Source organism: Bacteroidota bacterium, assembly GCA_016195025.1.
Classification (GTDB): domain Bacteria; phylum Bacteroidota; class Bacteroidia; order Palsa-948; family Palsa-948; genus Palsa-948.
The window spans coordinates 64420-85744 of sequence record JACQAL010000042.1; the positions used below are offsets into that span (position 1 = coordinate 64420).

At 43.2% G+C, this 21325-nt stretch carries 15 protein-coding genes; 5 read left to right on the plus strand and 10 right to left on the minus strand.

Going from position 1 to position 21325, the window contains the following annotated elements:
* Window positions 1-3: 3 nt before the first annotated feature.
* Window positions 4-237, minus strand: coding sequence for a DUF433 domain-containing protein (locus HY063_08905; GenBank protein ID MBI3501900.1), 234 nt, complete (start codon window positions 235-237; stop codon window positions 4-6).
* 154 nt (window positions 238-391) lie between these two features.
* On the minus strand, window positions 392-1462 hold the full coding sequence (locus tag HY063_08910; GenBank protein ID MBI3501901.1) for a tetratricopeptide repeat protein: 1071 nt from the start codon (window positions 1460-1462) through the stop codon (window positions 392-394).
* A gap of 328 nt (window positions 1463-1790) precedes the next feature.
* Between HY063_08910 and HY063_08915 the strand changes: the two genes are divergently transcribed.
* Window positions 1791-3767, plus strand: coding sequence for a gliding motility-associated C-terminal domain-containing protein (locus HY063_08915; GenBank protein ID MBI3501902.1), 1977 nt, complete (start codon window positions 1791-1793; stop codon window positions 3765-3767).
* 75 nt (window positions 3768-3842) lie between these two features.
* Here the strand turns inward: HY063_08915 and HY063_08920 are convergent, their stop codons facing one another.
* On the minus strand, window positions 3843-5687 hold the full coding sequence (locus tag HY063_08920) for a T9SS type A sorting domain-containing protein (GenBank protein ID MBI3501903.1): 1845 nt from the start codon (window positions 5685-5687) through the stop codon (window positions 3843-3845).
* A 591-nt stretch (window positions 5688-6278) separates the two neighbouring features.
* On the opposite strand from HY063_08920, the gene HY063_08925 reads away from it, so the two are divergent.
* Window positions 6279-10568 carry a gliding motility-associated C-terminal domain-containing protein gene (locus tag HY063_08925; protein MBI3501904.1) on the plus strand — a complete coding sequence of 1430 codons (4290 nt, stop codon included), beginning with the start codon at window positions 6279-6281 and terminating at the stop codon, window positions 10566-10568.
* Entirely contained in the window at window positions 10568-10864 is a 297-nt protein-coding gene (locus tag HY063_08930) for a hypothetical protein (protein MBI3501905.1), read from the plus strand. The genes HY063_08925 and HY063_08930 overlap by 1 nt, the downstream gene beginning before the upstream one ends.
* Window positions 10865-11280: 416 nt before the next feature.
* Here HY063_08930 and HY063_08935 read toward each other — a convergent pair whose 3' ends face one another.
* The 3 genes from HY063_08935 to HY063_08945 form a co-directional block, all read right to left on the minus strand.
* Complete coding sequence (locus HY063_08935; GenBank protein MBI3501906.1) at window positions 11281-11613, minus strand: hypothetical protein; 333 nt, start codon at window positions 11611-11613, stop codon at window positions 11281-11283.
* A 113-nt stretch (window positions 11614-11726) separates the two neighbouring features.
* Window positions 11727-13994 (minus strand): PD40 domain-containing protein, encoded by a 2268-nt coding sequence (locus HY063_08940; GenBank protein MBI3501907.1) that lies wholly within the window; start codon window positions 13992-13994, stop codon window positions 11727-11729.
* A gap of 9 nt (window positions 13995-14003) precedes the next feature.
* Entirely contained in the window at window positions 14004-15320 is a 1317-nt protein-coding gene (locus HY063_08945) for a 2-oxo acid dehydrogenase subunit E2 (protein MBI3501908.1), read from the minus strand.
* Window positions 15321-15497: 177 nt separating this feature from the next.
* Between HY063_08945 and HY063_08950 the strand changes: the two genes are divergently transcribed.
* Both HY063_08950 and HY063_08955 read left to right on the plus strand, forming a co-directional pair.
* Window positions 15498-15722, plus strand: coding sequence for a hypothetical protein (locus HY063_08950; protein ID MBI3501909.1), 225 nt, complete (start codon window positions 15498-15500; stop codon window positions 15720-15722).
* A gap of 73 nt (window positions 15723-15795) precedes the next feature.
* Window positions 15796-16728, plus strand: a complete 933-nt coding sequence (locus HY063_08955) for a hypothetical protein (GenBank protein MBI3501910.1) — start codon at window positions 15796-15798, stop codon at window positions 16726-16728.
* Between the two features lie 196 nt (window positions 16729-16924).
* Here HY063_08955 and HY063_08960 read toward each other — a convergent pair whose 3' ends face one another.
* The 4 genes from HY063_08960 to HY063_08975 form a co-directional block, all read right to left on the minus strand.
* Entirely contained in the window at window positions 16925-18295 is a 1371-nt protein-coding gene (locus tag HY063_08960; protein MBI3501911.1) for a hypothetical protein, read from the minus strand.
* Between the two features lie 55 nt (window positions 18296-18350).
* Window positions 18351-19610 carry a hypothetical protein gene (locus tag HY063_08965; protein ID MBI3501912.1) on the minus strand — a complete coding sequence of 420 codons (1260 nt, stop codon included), beginning with the start codon at window positions 19608-19610 and terminating at the stop codon, window positions 18351-18353.
* Complete coding sequence (locus tag HY063_08970) at window positions 19607-20461, minus strand: DNA adenine methylase (GenBank protein MBI3501913.1); 855 nt, start codon at window positions 20459-20461, stop codon at window positions 19607-19609. Before HY063_08970 ends, HY063_08965 begins: the two co-directional genes overlap by 4 nt.
* Window positions 20461-21325 (minus strand): site-specific DNA-methyltransferase (locus HY063_08975; protein ID MBI3501914.1); only part of this gene is annotated, 865 nt, incomplete at its 5' end. The genes HY063_08975 and HY063_08970, both read right to left, overlap by 1 nt.

The window sequence follows — 21325 nt, forward strand, 5'->3', positions numbered from 1 at the left end:
TCATTACGCTCTTTTCAGAGGGAAATATAATTCATGCTGAATGCAATCCTTAAGGTAAGCAAACACTGCTTTTAAATTATTTTCTGTGAGATTAGGATAACTTTCTAAAATCATTTTCTCTGTCCAGCCCGATGAAAGGAGTTCAAGGATTAACTCAACCGATATTCTTGTTCCTTTTATAGACGGTTTGCCGAGTAAAATATTTTTTTCAGAAACTATGTGTTCTTGCCAATTCATGAAACAAAAATACAAATAATACATGGCATGGCACGCTGAATAATTTTTTAGATACCGACAAAGCATCGGCTCCGTTCTGGGGATTTATTGCAATGTTAGTTGCAATAGATGTGAGTGAAAAGAAAAACTCTTACTGAAATTTCCTGCTCTCAATTTATTTTTTCTTCTGCGGCTTATCGCATTTTTCGGCATAGTCCATTGCTTCGGGATAACTGAGTTGTGTTGCCTTGTGAAAATCTTTGCAGGCGCCTACCTGGTCGCCCATGGCGCTGCGCAGCAATCCGCTCTTGAACCAGGCAAGTCCGCTAAGAGGATCCCAGCGCTCCACCTGCTGGTAATCGTAAATGGCGGATTGGTTTTTATCCATGCCTTCGCAGGCATACGCGCGGTATAAATAAGCAGGAGCAAAGTGGTCATTCAGTTCAACTGCTTTTGATAAATCATCAAATGCTTCCTGCCATTTTCCTTTGGTGTAATTCACCACGCCCCGTCCGTACCACGCATGAAAACTTTTCGGGCTGAGTGAAATGGCTTTTTCAAAATCAGCCATGGCGAGTTCGGTTTTTCCAAGACCGAGATACGCCCGTCCGCGCATGCCCAGGTAATTCGCGCTGTCAGGACAGAGTTTGATTGCCTTCTGCATGAGGTCGAGCACCGGCTGGTATTCGTTGAAATTTATTTTTGAAGATGCTTCGTGGTAAGCCGCCACCGCTTCCTTCCAGCAGAATTTTTCTTCGAACAGTTCTTTCGCCACCGAGTCCTTTAAACTTGCCGCCATTCCCAAATCAATGCAGCCGTCATCGCGCTTGCCGGTGGTCCATAAAAGTTTTCCGCGCTGAAAATACGCAGCGCCCAGTTTGGGATTTATTTTTATGGCGGTGTTGAAATTATTCATGGCATCGGTGTTTTTTCCGGTAACGGAATAGGAATAGCCGCGCAGGTAATACGGCATGGCGAGATTTATATCTACCGGTGGCGGTTCCATTCCTTTTTCTGCGCGTTCGAACGCAGGAATTTTTTCATAGTCGCTCAACTGCTGCAAATATTTCTGCACATCGGCATCGTGCTGTTTAATGATGGAAGTGAAAGCGGCAATGGCTTCGGAATGGCTTCCGGCTTTTTGTTTCGTCTTTGCGTTCTCCAGCGCATCATCGCCTTGCGCGGAAGAATAAAAAGGCAGAGAGAAAAATGCGAAGAGCAGGAGAGAGGAGAATAGTTGTTTCATAGAATAATTTTTAGTGGTGGCGTGCCGGGAACGAAGCAAAACTAAAAAAAGGATAGAAAGAACAAGAAAAGAAAAATGAACAACAATACTCTCCCCTTAATCCCCTCTCTTTTTAAAAGAGAGGGGAAAGCTAAGCAGGGGTGAGTTCTTCATTCAAATAAATTATATAGTTGAACGTTTAATCGGTAAATTTGCTTTCCCTAAATCCTCGAAAAACGAAATGGTACGAACAATACGAAATGCAAAAAATAAATTTGACATTCGACACTCGACATTCGTAATTTGCTTTGCCATCTTACATTTTACATCTTACATCTGCCATGCTCAAATGCCTTCGCCAGATGTAAAGTGCATTGCCGTTCAGCCGAACGGGGATGTGCTGGTAACATGGGCGGCTGCTTCTCCGTGCACAAACTTTATTTCTTATCATGTGGATACTTCTTCCAATCCTGCCGTGATTCCTTTTACAAATTATGTTACTGTTGGACCTTGCATTGCAACCACTGCGCTTCATGCGGGAGCGAACGCGGACAAGAAGCGAATGTATTACACGGTGGAAACAGAATCCTCAAGCATCTCCGCGCCTAAAGATACCTTCTCCACCATTTTTCTTACGGTGAGCGCGGTAACCGGCAACGCCAACCTGAACTGGAATAAAATTTCCAATCATCCCATTCCCACTTCCAGCGGATGGTATAAAATTTACCGCGAGTATCCGGCAGGAAACTGGAAACTGCGCGACAGCATCTTGAATACTAATTCTTACATTGATTTAACCGATGTATGCAACAAAAATCATTCACTCATCAACTACCGAATTGAGATTTTCGATAACACCGGCTGTACTTCCGTTTCAAACGTGGCGGGCGATACGGCATTTTATGACAACACTCCGCCTGTAACAAAACCCATTGACACGGTGAGCGTGAATGCCGCGGGGCTTGCCACCGTCAGTTGGTTTCCTTCGCCTTCGCCCGATGCGGACTCGGTGATTATTTATTATGGCGGTTCAACCTGCACGGGATGGACTCCCATTGCAGTTGTTCCGGTGCCGCAAACTTTTTATACCTATACTCTTTCCAACGCAGCCAATGTTTCGGAGTGTTATAAAGTGGCGTTTGTGGATTCGTGCGGAAATGTTTCTGCGCAAAGCATCAATCCTCATTCTACTATTTATCTCTCTGCTTCGTTCGACCCCTGCCTTGCCACCGCTTCGCTTGCGTGGAACAGTTATATCAACATGATTCCGGCAGTAACGCAGTACGAAATTTTCCGCAAGACAAACGCGGGAGCATTTATAAAAATTGGCTCCACTTCTTCCACTACCTATGCTGACAACAGTATTTCACTCGGAAACAGTTATTGCTATTTTGTGCGCGCTGCAGATGGAACAAAAACTTCTTCTTCCAACACCGTGTGCGATACGCTGAATGTTGCGCAGCCGCCTCAGTTTAATTACAACCGCTTTGCCACGGTGGTTTCTTCCACCGCCATTGACATCCGCGCGTATGTGGATACTTCGCCCGATGTTTCGTATTACCGGCTGATGCGCGCAACAGGAAGCGGAAATTTTACTGTAGTGCTGCCCTCCACTTCACCTGTGGCTCAAACTATTTCGTGGCAGGATAATTCGGTGAAGGCAAATGATAATTCTTATTCGTATAAATGGGAAGCCATGAACTCCTGCAACCAGGTGGTGCTTTCGTCCGATACGGCAACCACCCTACTTCTTGCGGCAGCTATTTCTCCTTCGGTGAATGTTACGCTTGCGTGGAACGATTACAGCGCGTGGTCGGGCAAGGTGGACCATTATGATATTTACCGCGCAGTGGATGGCGTGTGGAATCCGTCACCCATCGGCTCGGTGAATTTTTCGGGAAGCGGTGGAGCGTATATGGATGATGTGGCGCCTTTCCTCAGCAGCAAGGGCGCGTTTTCGTATTACGTGGTGGCGCGCGAAGGAAACGGAAACAAATACGGTTTCAAGGATACGAGCGCATCGAACATTGCAAAGGTATTTGAGTTTCCGAAGTTTTATATTCCCAACACATTCACTCCGAACGGAGATACTAAGAACGATGTGTTTCTTCCCGTCATAGGATTTATTGAACCGGAAGATTACACCTTCACCGTTTTTGACAACACCGGCACGCCTGTGTTCAGCACAAACAATCCTGCCGAAGGATGGGACGGGAAAAAGAAAGGGCATCCGTGCATGGAAGGAGTGTACATGTATCTCATCCTCTGCAAAGCATCCAATGGGGATGATTCAAAAATTGCGGGAACCATTACGCTGGTGCGGTAACCCCTGAAATGGAATGTTGGAATGCTGGGGTGTTTCCAAATATTCCATTCTTCCAATCTTCCATCATTCCTTCTCTTATATAACCACCTTGCACACTTTCTGAAACCGCGCATTTCCAATTCGTACAAAGTAAGTTCCTTTGGCAAGCGCTTCCACATTTATTTTATGCTCCAGCCGGTTGGAAACAGGCGTGAGCCATTTGCCGAAAAGTTCCTTGCCGTTTATGTCGAAGAGATTTATTACCACCGGTTCGGCAGAAGTCAGCCCCGTTGCCAGCACGTTCAACTGGTTATCGGAGCAGAATGCCGTTAACTCCGCTTGATTTTTCGGAACGTCTGCCGCAGCGTTGTTTAAGGTGGAAGTAAGTTGGTAAGAAAATATTCTCACGTTGGCGGTGTTGCCCGAAGGGTCAATAATATATTGGTTGGTGTGCCAGAAAGTAATTCCATCGGGGTCGAGCGTGGATTCGCAAATATCTCCCCACTGCTGGCTGAAGGAGTGAGTTCCTGTCATGGCGGTTTGCTCGGCAAAGGTCATGGTGTTGAGCGGGTCGCTTGCCAGCCGCCCCGTATAGCGGATGCCGGGATAAAGAGAGGAGGAGTTAGTAACGTTATAGGCAATGGAAATATCGCCATTCAAATCCATGCAGATGCTGCTGTTCCACCGGCTGATTCCGTCACTGGGTCCAAAGGTGCTTTGCTGATAGATGCTCCACACTTTGGTAGTATCATTCTGCCGCAGTTCATACCAGCGCACGCCTGCAATCATGCCGCCCAGATTTACCGTGTTGCACAGCACCACCGAGTTGTATCCCGTAAAGCGCAGGTAAGGAGCCCTGAACTGAAACGGACCTTCGAGCGACCATACCTGCTGCCCGCCCGGTTCGGCAATGTTTCCTCCGAAAGAATAGCCGGCAAAATATCCGTTGTAGGCAGCCGTGGCGAGCGAATCAACAAAAGTGATTGCGCAGGTTTTATTCAGCGTGTCAGTAACGAGTTTATAAATCATAATGCTGTTGGAGGCATCTCCCATGTTCACGTTGGTATAATACATAAGGTAGGCGGGTGTGCCATAGGGAGGCAGCGCCCCATCGCAGGTGAGTATTTTTGGCGAGCCCGGCAGCTGGCTGTTCTTGTTGCAGATTTTATAGGGAAAAGCACCGTTCGGAAATTTTGCAATGATGATTCCCGCGTTCGGGTCGCCCATCAGCATACGGTTCCGCTCGAGAACGGAAATTCCCACCGTGTCATTATTAATATCCCGGTAGGTTGCATAATATCCGTCTGTCCACACCGAATATTTCGGGAAGTCGGGCATCACAGGGTATGCAAACGTGTACACATAGTAGGAGCCGGTCGGGTCGCCCGAAGTGGATACGGCAATGGATAAATTATTATAGTTGTAGGTAACATCCGTTACCACCCAGCGGTCGGCAAATTTATCGTACATCACAATGGGGTCATCGGAGCATCCTCCCCCCAGCACCGACATATCAGTTGCAAGAAGCAGGTTTCCTGTTTTATCGTAGATGTTATAGTTGCAAAGGTTCACGCCCTGCACGTAATGATTGGGACCAGCCGCTCCGTTTGCATCGGGGCGGTATGCCCAGTTGCCTCCTTCAAAATTCACTAAGGGAGTGTCTAACGTAAGTGTGCCCGGATTTTGCTGTACGCACGGGTCGGGCGGATAGGAATTCTTCGGCACGAAACCGGAAGCGGGATGCGCCTGCCGTATGTCGCCTATGTCTTCTTTATACGAACTGGTTTTCATTTCCGCATTTGCCAGTTCGCGCAGCGGCTTGGTGATATGAAAACTGGTGCACTTCAGATAAGTTGATGAAGAAATTTTTTTTGCCGGTTGCGCAAAAGTTGCGCCTGCTGTGGCGAGCAGGAATAAAAAGAGAGCAATGTTTTTTTTCATAGTGAATTTAGTTTTGCAAAGGTGTTTGAGCGAACAGAAAGATTTACCAAAGGTAACAGAGAATCTGAAATTCGCAAGCGCAGAGCAAAAAAACTTTCTCCCCCCTTAAAACATCAATCCCGCCTTACGGGGCGGGATTGATGCTCTTTTTTCATAACTCTATTTCTTCTACATGAAAAAACAGATAAGGTAAAGGTAGAAACGAAAATCCATTTGTCAAGCAAAAGCGGAAGTTTTTTTATTAACCAATCATCACAATCTTAACCGTGCTGCTCCAGGGTCCTGCCAGTTAACGCGGTAATCTGCCATATCTCTTGTTCTCTTGATTAAAAAGCAAGAGTACCACAGTTCGCCCGTGCTGGAAATAGTAGATTTACTATATGGATTTGTTTCGGGGATAAATTGCATATTATTTTGAACGGGCAAGAATATTTTAAAATAGTTTTGCTTATTTCTGCGCAAATACATACTTTTATCAAAAATAGTTGCAACCTTTAGAGGAGTTTATTCGTCTTAGTGTTTAAAGTAATGTTCATTTATCGCCATAAACATTAATATTTATTTTAGTAATATGCATTAAATCCTTTTTACTTGAAAAATATTTTTGTAGTTGCCGCAATTATTTTTTCTTCTTTTTGCCTGAAAGCGCAATCATTTTGGGCGCAGGGAACAGGAGGCAATGATGTGGATGAAACAATGGATATATGTTCAGATAATTCAGGCAATATTATTTCGGCAGGATATTTTACAAACACCGCGGCTTTTGGCGCTTCCATTAATCTCACTTCTGCATCGGCAGGCATTCCTGATATTTACGTTTCAAAAAGCAATTCTTCAGGTGTTATACAATGGGCTGTCAGGGCAGGGGGATATGGCTCCGACAGAGCGTTATCTGTAAAAGCTGATGCTTCGGGAAATAGTTACATCACGGGTTTTTATTATGGCGCAGCAACTTTCGGAACCTTTACGCTTAATTCGGCAAATGGTTCACAGGATATATTTATTGCAAAATTAAATTCATCGGGAACTTTTATCTGGGCGGTGAGCGCAGGCGGCACAATGGCTGATATCGGAAATGGTATTGATGTGGATGTTAACGGCAACGTGGTTGTAACCGGACAATTTCAGGGCACAGCCACCTTTGGAACTTCAACGCTTACCAGCATGATGAATCCTCAAACCAGTATTGCGTCCATTGATATTTTCACTGCTAAATATAATAACAATGGAAATTTTTTATGGGTGCGGCAAGGCAAAGCAAAATATACCGACCGCGGGCTTGATGTTGCCTGCGATGCAAACGGAGATGTTATTGTATGCGGGCAATTCAGCGATACAATTTTATTTAATCAGGTGCACTATAATCAGGTTATGAATGCGGTGTTTCTTATAAAGTACGATGCCAACGGAAATGAATTGTGGTTCCGCATGGCAAGCGGAACTTATTCCATTGCGTATTCATTGGCGGTTAACAATGTTCACGAAATTTATATGACGGGCGACTACCAGGGGAATCTTGCATTTTATGGTCCACCAAATAATTTTTTAAGCGATACGTATCCTAAATGCGTTTTCCTTGTGAAATATTCCGGCAGCGGAAGTTTTATCTGGGCTCAATCCGAATCAAGCAATAATTATATTTCTTCGCGCGCAGTCGCACTTGATTCAAATCATGACCCTTATATTGCCGGAGAGTTCGGCTGCACGCTGAATGAGTATGCAGATGTTTTCGGGCAGGGAACATTTAACAGCATCGGCTATCAGGATATTTTCACTGTAAAATATAATTCATCGGGACAAAGGCAATGGATGCGTAACTTCGGTGGTCCCGGAAATGACAAGGCGCATGGTATTCTTGCAATCACTGTTGATAACCCTGTTATAGCCGGCAGTTATGAAAAAAAAATAATATGGGCAACAGATTATGTAGGTATTACAACAAATAATGTTCTTTATTATATCGGCAGCGGCAACAGTTCCTATTGTTCGGACCCTTCGTATGGAAATTTCAGTGGAATAACTTGCAAGGGCTTCAGCGATGGATTTATTGCGCAGGCAGTAGATATTACGAGACAGCCCTACGATTATTACCACCGCACGGGAACTTCATGCCTGCGGGATTTTGTTGGAGGATGCATTGACAGCATGATGACTTTTTCCTGCCCCGATACTCTTACGTTTTGTGGAAGCGGTAATTTATATGCTAACACGTATACTGGCTCAGGTCTTACGTATTCAGTCGGGCCTGACTATCATTTTCAATGGTCGTCTTCTCCTTTTGATACTTTATACAATGATAAAATTACAGCGACAAATTATTATTCAGTAAAGATGACAACTGTTGACGGCTGTTATACTTCGGAAGATACCATTTACGCAATTGTTCATCCAATTCCGCAACCACCTACAATTACAGATGACCACGGAATAAATAACCAGCACCCGCAATGCGCATTGCCGATTGCCGCCTGCCAGCCCGATACAGTATTACTTACAGGGGGAAATATTAATGGAAATTCTATCAGTTGGTATCAGGGCGGCAGTTGTTATCCGAACACTGTCTACAGCGCCTGTTATCTCGGAGGAACATTTCTCACAGGCAGTGATTCTCTTTATGTTAATTCATCTGGCTATTATAATTTTGTTGTTACAGATAAATACGGATGTCAAAACAGCAATTGCGTTCAGGTTCAACTGGACTCATTGCTCCCTCCTTTAGTTCCTATAAGTAAAATTCCTGATACGCTCGTTGCCTGCTATGGAAGCCAGGTTCTGCTGAATGTGATTGACAGCATAACCGGAGTGTCCGGACCTTTCTTTTCTTTTATGAACTCATGGTCTGCAAATCCATCCCTGTCAATAGGACCCTCTTATCCGCCTTATTATCTTTCCGGAGTATTCATTGCGCAAACATCAGGCACCTACATTGTGAATGAAAATATTGTTTACATCAATAAATGCGACACTCAATATTATTCAGTACAGGATACTTTTTATCTTCTTGTCAACCCCGTGCCAACCATTGCGGTCAGCATAACAGGTCCCAGTTTTCTTTGCCAGGGCGATACCATTATTCTTCACATCACTTACACTCCCTCCACTAATGTAAATACAGTAGTAATAACAAATCCGGCTATTGATTCAATTATTGTAACACAGGCAGGAAATTTTTCTGCATCCGCTACTATCACGGATACGATTGGCGGATGCAGCAGTTACGGATACGACTGGCATCCGGTACAGATATATCCTAATCCGGTTCTTTATACAATTCCTTATTCCGGATTAATTTGTCCGAATGATTCTGTGCAGATAATTTGCAATACTGCCGGAACGAATTATCAATGGATTGGTCCTAACGGAATCCTTCCATTCAATACGCAATCCATTTATCAGAGCATACCGGGGTTCTATCATTGTGTTGTAACAAATACAGTTGGATGCGTGCTTACATCTAACACAATAGAATTAAAACAATATAACACTCCTTATCTGCTTCCTTCCCCTTCGAGTATTGTTTGCATGGGGCAGAGCGTTATCTTGCAGGTCATCACAAATGATTCAACGCTGATACAATGGAATCCCCCGTTGAGCGGAAGCGGTACGCAACAGGTAGTAACGCAAAGCGGAGTTTATTCCTGCTATGTTACTATGTGCGGCATCACAACGCTGTGTTCAATGACTGTAGTCGTTTCGCAGGCGGTTGCGCAAATTACCGCACCGGCAATTATTTGCCCTGGCGATTCTGCTCTGCTGGTGGCAAACAGTGGAATGGCAGGATACCAATGGACGCCAATCAATTCGTACAATGACAGTGTTTATGTTCCTGCCGGAACTTATTTTCTCACAACAACCGATGCAAACGGCTGCACAGCGAGCACGTCTGTAACAATTGCATTAGATACTTCCGTAACAAAACCTTCAGCAAATGACACAACTGTGTGCGCAGGAACTTCAGCAACATTATTTGCAACAGGTACCGGGCAGATTGAATGGTATTCTTCTGCAACTTCCACTATTCCTATTTATACAGGAAATCCGTTTACAACCCCATCCATCAATACTCAAACTACTTATTATGTTGCAACTTCCAATTCTACCGGCTGCCATAGTTTGCGTGATTCAGTAACAGTATTTATCAATACGACAGGACCTTCTGTAACTTCAGGAAGCAACAGCCCGATATGCGCAGGCGATACGCTTGCATTAACAGCAAGTGCGGCAAGCGCATTAAATTACAATTGGTCCGGTCCCAATGGATTTTCATCTTCATTACAAAACTCTTTCATATTTCCTGCCGACACATTAAATTCGGGAATGTATGTTGTTTCAGCAGTTTCAAATGGTTGTTTCGGTTCTCCTTCTTATGTAACTATTATTGTCTATCCTTTACCCGTGCTTTCTCTTGGACCCGATACAATATTATGCAGCAATCAGGTTCCATTACTGCTGCAACCTTCAGGAAATTATTATTCTTATCTGTGGAGCAATAACACGACAAATAATTCTATTCTGGTCTCTGCAAGCGGAGTATATTCTCTTTTGGTATCTGATGCAAATGGATGCCGTATTGCGGATTCAATAAAGGTTGGTGTGATTGATTGCGACCCAAAACCTGTTAATGTATTTTCTCCGAATGGAGATGGCGTGAATGACCGGTTCACTTTTGCAGGCAGAGGTTTTGAGAAAATACATTGTGAAATTTTTGATCGTTACGGAAGAATGATTTATTCATGGGATACTCCAGACGGAAGTTGGGACGGAACAGATAAGAATACAAAACGACCTGTGTCTGATGGCACATATTACTATGTAGCCAACGTTATTGCAAATGATGGAAATAAAATTGTGTTAACAGGTTTTGTAGAGTTGATTAGATAATGAGTGAAAGTATACGCTCCGCAGTAAAACACTTCCCCCAACTTTCTTACCTTAGCAAAAAATCACCGCATGAAAAAGAAATTACTGTTTGGTATTATTATCACATCTCATATCTCGCATCTCACTTCCGCATTTTCCCAATCCATCAAAACCGATTACGGAGTGTATCGCCACCACCGCCTCCGCCTTTGCCCGCTGCGGGCGGCACTTTAACCGACCCCACGTTCGGCACCGCTCTTTTGCGCGTAACCGATGCCAATGACGGAGCGCAGAATTATCATTCCTATTCCTACTGACCCTGCCTGAATAAAAACTCTTCCTTATTATATGTTTCGAGCGCGGGGGGCACTCCAACGCTCTATGATTTTGACACTGCCGCGGTTTCCATTGCAAACAAGCGCGCCCTATTTCAAAGCAACCCGCCCAGCAGCTGGGTGCCTTCTTCGGGTGCCCGATAATTTAATATGAGTTCGGCTAATCCCCATTTTTGCTCTCCATTCTATTCCCCGACCTGAAGGTTGGGGCAATGGAGTGCAAACAATAGCCCCGACTTTTAAGTCGGGGGTAAAAGCACACTATGCGAATCCGGGCTTCAGCCCGAATTTGTTCCGAACCCATGTTAATTTATTCCGCCAAAGAAAAAGCCCGCACAAGTTTTTTTGTACGGGCTTTTTTGTTTGAAAGCAGTTTGCCTGCCTGCCGCAGGCAGGATTCAACTGGCTGCCGCTGCCAAACTCGGCTTGAGGTTTGGAACCTGCGCTTTCAGAAAACGGATTTGCTCGCGCAGCGATGCGTTGTCTTTGCGAAGATTGGCGTTGTCTTCTTTCGTATTGGCGAGTTCTTCGCGCAGGTTCGAAATGGTTGTCTTCAGTTCGGTGCTGCGCTCTTCCATCTGGTTCTTTTTTCCCGCCACGCTGTCGAACCGCTTGCGCAGATACTCGTTTTCTTTTTTCAGTTCTTCATTGTCTTTCCGCAGGTCCTTCATGGTGGTGAGTTTTTGCCATCCCGGACGCTGGTACAAATCGAGTAGTTTGGTTCTTCCCATAAAAAATTATTAATCGTTGGTAATTAGTTTTTGTGTGAGCAATTTTTTTGACGAACAAATATAATGAAAGAAATAACTTATGCAAAAAAAATATTTTAAGAAAATGTTCGCAACTATTTGCCGAGTATTTTCATTTCCACCCTGCGGTTCAACTGCCTGCCTGCATCGGTATCGTTCGAAGCAACGGGCTGGCTCATGCCGTAGCCCTTGGCAGCAAGGCGCGTTTTGCTGATTCCTTTTTTCACCAGGTAATCCATCACTGCCGATGCCCTGCTCTGAGAGAGTTTCTGGTTTTGTTTTTCATTTCCCTTGTTGTCTGTATGCCCGGAAATTTCCACGTGTATCTCCGGTTTGTCTTTCAGCAGTTTCACAATCTTGTCGAGTTCCACATTTGATTCCTTGCGTATATTGGATTTATTGAAATCAAAAAATAAATTGTTCAATATGATTTTGCTTCCCGCCACCACCGGCTGAAGCACAACGGTTTTTTCAACGGATGAATACACCTGCTCTTTCGGCAAGTTCACATTCTCTGTTTGAAATAAAAATCCTTCGGCTTCAAAAGAAAGATTGTAATTGTTTCCGCGCTGAAGCACAAAAGAAAATTTTCCGGCATTGTCGCTGGCATATTCCCCGATTGATTTTCCGGTGGTGTTATCCGCCACATTTATTTTCGCGCTCTTCACAATTTTTTTCTGAATGTCAATCACCGTTCCTGAAACGCCCACGGTTCCCAACTGCTGCTTTTCCATTTTCACATCTTTCAGAATAAAAACCATTTCGGTTTCCAGGTATTCTTTGCCGGGGTCAAGGCGGTAGGTGTTGGTTATGGTATGATATCCTTCCGCTTCGTAAGCAAACGTATACGTTCTTCCGTGCGGAAGTATGAGCAGGTATTTTCCGGTCTTTGCATTGGGCGCGTAATTTCCCACCGCATCTCCGTTGCTGGTATTCGTTACGGTGATGTTCACTCCTTCGGGAGTTTTTCCGAAATCATCCACCACCGAGCCGCGCAGCACCGTGAGTTTTGATTCTTCTTTTTCCGGGAAGGTGAGCATGTAAATATCTTTGTCGCCATAACTATCCTGCGAGAAGGAAGAATAATAGGCGCGCTTGTTGTCAACGGTGGGAACAAAAAAAACATCGTCACCGGTTGTATTCACAGGATAACCGATGTTCACCGGTTCCGTCCATCCGCCTTTGCCTGTATCCACCGGGTGGCTGTAAAAAATATCGAAGCCGCCCATTGTTTTATGTCCTGTGGAAGCAAAGTAAAGTGTTTTTCCATCGGGATGAAGAAAGCAGGCATCCTCATCGTAAGGCGTGTTAATGGCGGGACCCAGATTTATTGCCGAACTCCATTCGCCCGAGGGAAGTTTTTTGCATCGGTAAATATCTCTTCCGCCATAGCCGCCCGGGCGGTTGCTCACAAAGTAAAGCGTGTTTCCATCGGCAGAAAGCGTTGCGTGCGATTCCCAATACGGGCTGTTCACATCGCCTCCCACTTTTTCGGGCGTTGTCCAGAAATCGCCTTCCAGATGCGTGATGTAAATGCTTCCTTCTTCATCATCGTCTTTGTAAATGAAAACAATTTGTCCGTCTGCTGAAATTCCAATGGTGGCTTCGTGCCCGGCTGTGTTGATGGGTGTTCCGATATTTTTTGCGGGCATCCATCCGGAATCTTCGGTATTATAGGAAATATAAATGTCTTCAAAATATCTTCCGTCCACATCCGCCACTTTATCGGAATCATTGCGCGGTCTGCGTGAAGTGAAAAGCATCATGGATTCATCGGCAGAAATTACGGGCGAATACTCCGGATATTTTGTGTTGATGTTCTGCCCGAGATTTTTCAGAATAAGATTTACGGGATTTGCCGTTAACTCTTTTGCGTTGTTGCAAATTTCGATTCGGTGATTCAGGTCGGCAATCGCTTTCGTGTCTTTCTCCGAAATATACGTTTTGAATTTAGTGTAGGTTTCAATGGCTTCATCGAAACGGTAACTGCGGTGATAGGCATCGGCAAGATAACGGTAAGCAATCACAGGCGCTTTTGTTTCGTTGAATGAACCGGGGCTTGCCTGCACCGAAGTTTTTGCAACCGCGCGTTCCAGATAATTCACCGCCATGCTTGCTTCGGTGGAAGATTGAAGATAGCAAACGCCCACTTTATAATTCCAGTTGGCATTGTTCTGATTTTGTTCCACCAGTTGCAAATAAAGTTCGAGCGCTTTGGGATAATTTTCATCCTGAAAAAATTTTTCCGCATTGCCGAACAGGGCATGGTAGTCGGGCTTTTTCACTTTCGGGTCTGCGACTTCCTGTGAAAAAGATGCTGTGGTTATGTTCAGCAAGACAGCAATAAGGAAAATTTTTTTCATCTTTCTGTTTTATATTGTTTGGCTTGCGTCAAACTTTTCAAGGTAATCAGCCGCTCTTCTGAGAAAACTTCCGCCCAGCATTCCGTCCACCACGCGGTGGTCGTACGAAAGCGAGAGGAACATCATGCTGCGGATTACAATTGAATCTCCGAATTCAGTTTCCATCACCACCGGTTTTTTCTTGATGACTCCTGTTGCGAGAATGGCTGCCTGCGGCTGGTTGATAATGGGAGCGCCCATCACATTTCCGAAAACGCCCACGTTGGTAAGCGTGAATGTTCCGCCTTGCACTTCATCGGGCAAAAGTTTATTTGCGCGTGCGCGTGCGGCTAAATCATTTACGGTTTTTGTGAGACCGAATAAATTATAGCGGTCGGCATTTTTTATTACCGGCACAATTAAATTTCCCGAAGGAAGCGCGGCTGCCATTCCGATATTTATATTCTTCCGCACAATTATTTTTGTTCCGTCCACCGAAACATTCACCATCGGAAAATCCTTGATGGCATTCACCACTGCTTCGATGAACACCGGAGTGAATGTGATTTTTTCTCCTTCGCGTTTTTCAAAACTTGCTTTTATCTTATCTCTCCACTTCACAAGGTTAGTTACATCGGCTTCCACATAGGATGTTACGTGTGGCGACACGCGCTTGCTCATCACCATGTGCTCGGCAATGAGTTTGCGCATGCGGTCCATCTCAATAATTTCATCGTTGGGAGAAACAAAAACTTGTGGCGCGGAAATTTCGTGAAGAGGAGTTGAAACTTTTTTCACGCCATCTTTTTTTCTTCTGGGAACATAATCGAGAATATCATGCTTGGTAACTCGTCCGTCTTTTCCCGTTCCTGAAATAGTTTCCAGTTCGGCAATGGAAATTCCTTCCTGCCTGGCAATATTTTTTACCAGCGGAGAATAAAACCTGCCTGCCGGCAAGGCAGGTTTTCCGGAAGAAGAAACTCGTTCAGCCGAAGCGCTTTCAGGAACTGGTGCAGCAACAGGCTCTCCGTTCTTTGAAGGAGTTTGAATTTGCGGTTTGGAAACAGAAGGAGTTTCTTTCGGCTTGACAGATATTGTTTCAGCAGCAGCGGTAGAAATAATTGCAATGGGTTTTCCCACCTGCACTACTTCTCCTTCTTTGAAAAGTTTTTTTGAGAGAGTGCCTTCGGCAGTGGAGGGAATTTCGGAATCAACTTTATCGGTGGCAATTTCGAGAACGGGCTCATCGAGCGCAATTTTGTCGCCTTCGTTTTTCAGCCATTTGATAATAGTGGCTTCGTGAACGCTCTCGCCCATTTTTGGCATTATCAGTTCAACTTCTGCCATCTTTCATTTTTTATGCGGGTGAAGATAGAAAAAAATTAAAACAGCAATCGTGTGGCAATTAAAAGCAAAAAAACCAGATTTACTCTTCCCACAAATTTTTTTTAATAATTACTCTTCTGAATTAAAATGTTTTATTATTTTTGCATCCATAAACCAATAAACAAAAAAACAACTACTATGAAAAAGACATTACTGGTTCTCCTCGCTGTGGGAGCATTTGCTCTTACTTCCTGCAAGAAAAATTACACATGTTCTTGCACTACGAAAGACACAAGCAACTCCAGCGACCCTGGCATCACAGTTACTGCTACAGCAAAACTCAAAAAGAAAGATGCTAAAACATGGTGCGAAAACGGCACATCAACAGTTGGAACAATTCAAACAACTTGCACTTTGCAATAAGTTGAATTTTCTGAAAAGAAAAAGGTTGCCCCTGAAAGGCAACCTTTTTTATTTTTAGAAGAGGAAAAAAATTATGGTGAAAAAAATAATTTCTTTTTTACTGCGGCTAATCATTGGCGGAACTTTTATTGCTTCTGCTTATGCCAAATTATATCCGGTAGAAATTTTTGAAATGAAATTTGTGGAAACAAATCTCATTGGCTGGAATGTGGCTCCTTTTATTGCCCGGTTTTTTATTGCCATTGAATTTATGCTCGGAGCGTTTTTAATTCTCAATATCAGTTTTAAGTTTGCAATCAAAAGCAGTATCGCCATTCTTTTATTTTTTTCATTCTACTTATTATATGTAATTATTTTTCAGCCGCAGGAAGAAGATTGCGGCTGTTTTGGAATTTATTTGAAAATGTCTCCGCAGATTTCTCTTCTTAAAAATGTTGTATTGCTTGCAATGAGTTTTCTATTGCTGCGGTTTAACAAAACAAACGCTCACTGGAAATTTCTGCAATGGGTTCGGCTTGCAATTATTGTTTCTTCGCTGGCGCTTCCTTTCATCTTGAATCCTGTGTTTGCCGAAATGCCGCCCAATGCATTCAATGCGGATTTAGTGGGAAAGAAATTAGATACCTCTGCATTAAAAGATTTCACCGATGCGCAAGGAAATAAAATAGATATTCAATCAGGAAAAAAAATAATTTGCTTCTTCAGCATGCAATGCAGGTTTTGCAAACTCACTGCAAAAAAAATCGGCATCATTCAGAAAAAACTTTCCAATGAAGAGTTGCCGATTTATTTTGTTTTCTGGGGAGAAGAAAAAAACTTATCTCCATTCATGAAAGAAGCAAAAACGGAAAATGTTCCCAGTCAAATTGCCTCTACAGAAATTTTTTTTAAACTCAGCGGAAGCGACCTGCCCTCTGTTTATTTTTTAGAAGACGGTGTGGTGAAAAAGAAATTGGGGTTTCTGACTTTTACTCAGGAAGAAGTGGAGCAGTTTTTAAATTTGTGAGCCCCACTGTGAAATTGTCAAACGGAACCGCCGATTTTTTAAATTTAACAGTTGAGCAACGATGGCAAATATACGAAGGTTTAAAGAGGTTTCGCCCCCTGAAAGATTTGATTGAACCATTAGAGGAGAAACGGCAACAAATGCTTCGTGAGCAAAACGGTTGCACCACGGAGGGAGATAAAAAGGCATCTGCCCTTTAGTGTTTCCGAGGGGATTTCTTCTTTAGGGTTGGTTTCATTGCCTTCGGTTTCACAGGTTTCCTCTGCATTTTCTCCACCTCTTCCCTGAGCGCAGAAATCCTCCTGTGAATATTTCTCATCGGAGTTTCTTTCAGATATTCTACCAACTTCTCATCACCCAATTTTCTTGCGAGGTCAATTGCTTCCTGCCGAAGTTTAGCGATGGGACTTTTTTCTTTTTCTTCAGCGGGAGAATTTTTTTCTTCTTCCCTCTCAAATTTTCTTTCAGCAAGAATTTCTTTAAACTCCTCCACTTCCATAGTATAAGTTCCCATCCATTTCCCATTGGATTCGTGTCTGCTGAAAACAATTTCCCAAATCCAATCGCCTTTCAGTTTTGTTACAGCGACTTTTGTAATTTCAATTCGCTCTGCTCCGTTGGAAAAACTATCGCCCTTTTCATAGGGAATTGCATCAATAATCTGGTGTTCGCCTCCGAATTTTTTCTGAAACTCCTTTCGCATTTCAAAAGCCGTATCGTAATCAACAGGGTTGGTGAGAACTGAAATTTCTTTCCAATCATTGATGCTTACCACAACTGATTTTTTTTCCTCGCCTTCCTCTTTTTTTATCCGCTCAACAACTTTATATCTCTCCTCAATGCTTTTCAAATCCTCCTCCGTAATTTCTCTTCGCCCCTCTATTAATTCTGCCGCCCACGCAGAAACTGCATGACTTTGGGAAACGGAAAAAATTTCTTCCAATTTCTTTTTGATTTCAGGAGTTAATTTTTCATCCGATTTAATTTTGTAAAGTGCTCCATGAAATCCTTCCATCAAATCGTCAAAGAATTTTTTCCACTTTGCTAAATCAGACAAATGATTTTCTGCGTCAATATTTTTTACTTCCTCGCCTGCCTGAAGCAATAAATTTTTTGCGGCTTCCGAATGCCGTTTCAATCCTTCTTCAATGGAGCGCGAATAACCCAGATGCTCGTCATAATGAATGTAGAGTTGCTTGCCAAGGGCTTCGTGAATATTGGCAAGGGTTCCCACCGTTCCCCAGTTGGCGTTTTTATCGTTGGCATAATAGTCAATCACCTTTTCCAAATCGGCAATCATCTTTTTGATTTCCTGTTTGGGATTTCCTTTCACACTCCTGACTAACTTCTCTTTTTCCCATTTGTGTGTCGCCTCATCCAAAGTCATCAGCAAACCGAGCATATCATTTTGAAAATGGTCAGCGTGTTTGGCTAAATCCTTTGATGCTTTTTCAGCAATGGAAAAAATTTCGTTGAATTCTTCATCGGTAAATTTTCTTCCGATGTTGTCTTCGTGCAACTCCTTCAGAGTTGAAAATTCGTCTGAATAATCGGTAGTGTTTTTCATTGGTATTATTTTTTATTTCGGGACAACAGTAACGCTCATTTCCGACATGTCCAAATCAAAGATTTTCATTGGGAAAATGTTCCTGTTCTTCCACTTCTGAAATTTTATTTCCCTCTTCAAAAATTTCCATCTCCCCTCCCTGATTGAACCTTCCGAACTGAACCGCTCTGCCGGGTTCGGGAATTTCAATCACCACATCCACATCGTGCTGAAATTCATTTCTCCCTCTGAATTGTCCTTGTTTTGTTGTTTGAAAAATGAAGATGAACGATTTGCCCGGGTATTTTTTTCTCAACTCGTCCAAATCCTTCGGAGACAAACCAAGTTTATTCACGCTGTCAAGAAAAATGAAATCATACTTTGACAAATCATCGGGAAGAAAATCGCTCACGAATAAATTCGGATGAGCGACTTCTTTGTCCTGTAATTTTTTGTGAAGCGTGGCATCCAGTTTTTCTTCCTTCGCCACATAAAGCGTGTCTCCGTGATGGCGGGCGAGATAACCTGCAAAATCAATAGCGAGATAGGACTTTCCCGTTTTCGGTCTACCGAAAATCATCACTGAAAAATTTCTGCTCGGGTCGCCAATCAAATCCCTCCACTTTTTTGAAAAGCCCAGAGAATCAAATTTCATCTCTGAAAAATCAACGCTGCTCATCAAATGATTCTGTGGTGCAGTTGCTTCTTTCTTTTCCTCCGGTTCAGGAATCCCTTTTAGTGAAACCGATTTAACAGATTTCTTCTTGGGAATTTTTTTCTTTGTTTTTGTAACAATGGTTTTTAATCGCTTGGAAGTTTCTTTTTTTAATTCAAGAACAACTACTTTCCTTTTCATTCCGTTGTAAATTCTCACCAGCGATTTTTGGATGTATACGATTTCTTCAGCGTGAGTCGCTGTTTTGCGGATTTGCTTTTTGCGGATGGCATCCTGTAAATCTTCAATGTAATTTTTCAATTCTCTTTTAGAAATTATTTTGCCTGTCATATTTAAAAACCGCAAAATAAATTTCAACTCCAAACTCAAACTGTCCGTTCCTTCCAATGATTCCGATGGTTTGAAAGTTCCATCAAGCAGGGCGTTTCGCTCCGTAATTCCTGATAAATCTTTTTTATTGTTCTTGATAAACTCGCCCAATTTTTCAAAAGCAAGGTCAACGACTTTTTTAAATTCATTGTCCTTCTCAAGAGTCGCCCAATCATTCCCCTGATCTGTTTTTGTCATCAGCACAAGATGGGTTTTTTTTAATGCTTCGGGCAGATTCTCAAAGCCAATCCGCTTGACTTCAGAGAAATAATTTTTCTTCGTGATTTTCATTTTCTGATTTTTAATTTTTTGAGTTGCTTTTCCAAATCCTTCAGCATCGTTTTATCGTTCTCGTAAAATCCTCCGTCCTTTTCATCGTAGTTAAACACCATCATTTCCGTTTTCACTTTGTCGGTGAGTTTTGTTACCGCCACTTTTTTTGTGATGGAGTGAGCATTCCATTTGTATTTCTTGGCGTATTTTTTCAGAATGTCATTCGGATAACTGCTCAGTAAAAACTTTCCTTTGATTTTTGTCAGCGTATTCAGCAAACGGATATAATCTCCCTCCGTGTAACCCTTGTAGTGTCCCTGATGGGTGTTGATGTAGGGCGGGTCGCAGTAGAAAAATGCTTTGTTGTAATCGCGGAGTTTGATTACACGAATTGCATCGTTACATTCAATCTGAACTTTCTTCAATCGGTCAGCATACATTTTTGAAAAGTCATCCCGCTTTCTTGCAACGGAGTCCTCCTTTGAATCATCCTTGCCGAAACTCCACGAAGTGAGAAGACCAGCGAATCCCTGATTGGCGAGAACCCAAAACGCCCAAGCGCGTTTTACATCGGAGAACATTTCGGGATTTTCATAAATCACTCTCGCTTTTTTCCAAAGTTGCCGGCTGTGAAGCGTTCCTTTGATTTCTTTTTCTAATTCTTTGAATTGTGTCTGCACCACTTTGAAAAAAATTACCACTTCTCCGTTCGTATCATTGATGACTTCAATCTCGCTTGGCGGTTTCGCAAAGAACAACGCTCCTCCTCCGAAAAACGGCTCGCAGTATAAATCGTGAGCGGGAATCAGAGTGAGCAACCGCTTCACCAATGTTTGTTTTCCTCCGTAATATGTAATCGGTGTTTTCATTATGCCGCTTTCCTGAGTGGAGTTTTATTTTCCAATGCCTCGTCAATATTTTTTCTTGCGATGTTGCAGTATGATTTTTTTCCGTCAATGCCGATGAAATTTCTTCCGAGTTCAATTGCGCGAACGCCTGTCGTTCCTGTTCCGCAGAACGGGTCAAGCACAATTCCTCCTCTGGGACAACCCGCAAGAATTGGTTTTGTAATCAGTTCCGTGTTGAAAGTGGCGTAATGTTTTTGCGGATTCGGTTTGTTTGATATTACCCAGAAGTCAGTTACATCTCCGGGATTTTTTCCGAGCGGATTGAGTTTTATTTTTGTCTGTTTGCTTCCGTTCTTTGCTCCTTTCCCGAACGGTCCCTTTTTATTTTTTACATCTCCACCATAAGCGGTCATCATATATCTCACTCTCTCAAACGATGCTGTTTTGTAGGGGTCGCGCACAGTATCTAAATCAAAAAAGTAATCGGGATTTTTCACGAAGAAAAAAATATGCTCGTGCTTTTTTGAGAATCTGTCCGTTACCGCTTCGGGAAGAGAATTGGGTTTCGCCCAGATGATATCATTCCGTAAAACCCATCCCCGCTCAATGCATCCGATTCCGAAGCGATGCGGAATCAGCGAGAGACATTTGTTCGGAAGATTATTTCTCTTGTCATTGTTCGGTGTCTTCGGAGCGGCAACAAATGTGTTTAAGTTTTTATGTTCAGGTTTCACGCCCGCACCGTTTCCGCTTCCGAAATAACTGTCGCCCAGATTCACCCACACCGTTCCGCTTGGCTTCAGCACACGCTGAATCTCATCCATCAGTTCAAACATTTTGTTCAGATATTCCCGAAAAGTTTTTTCCAATCCCCATTGCGCTTTG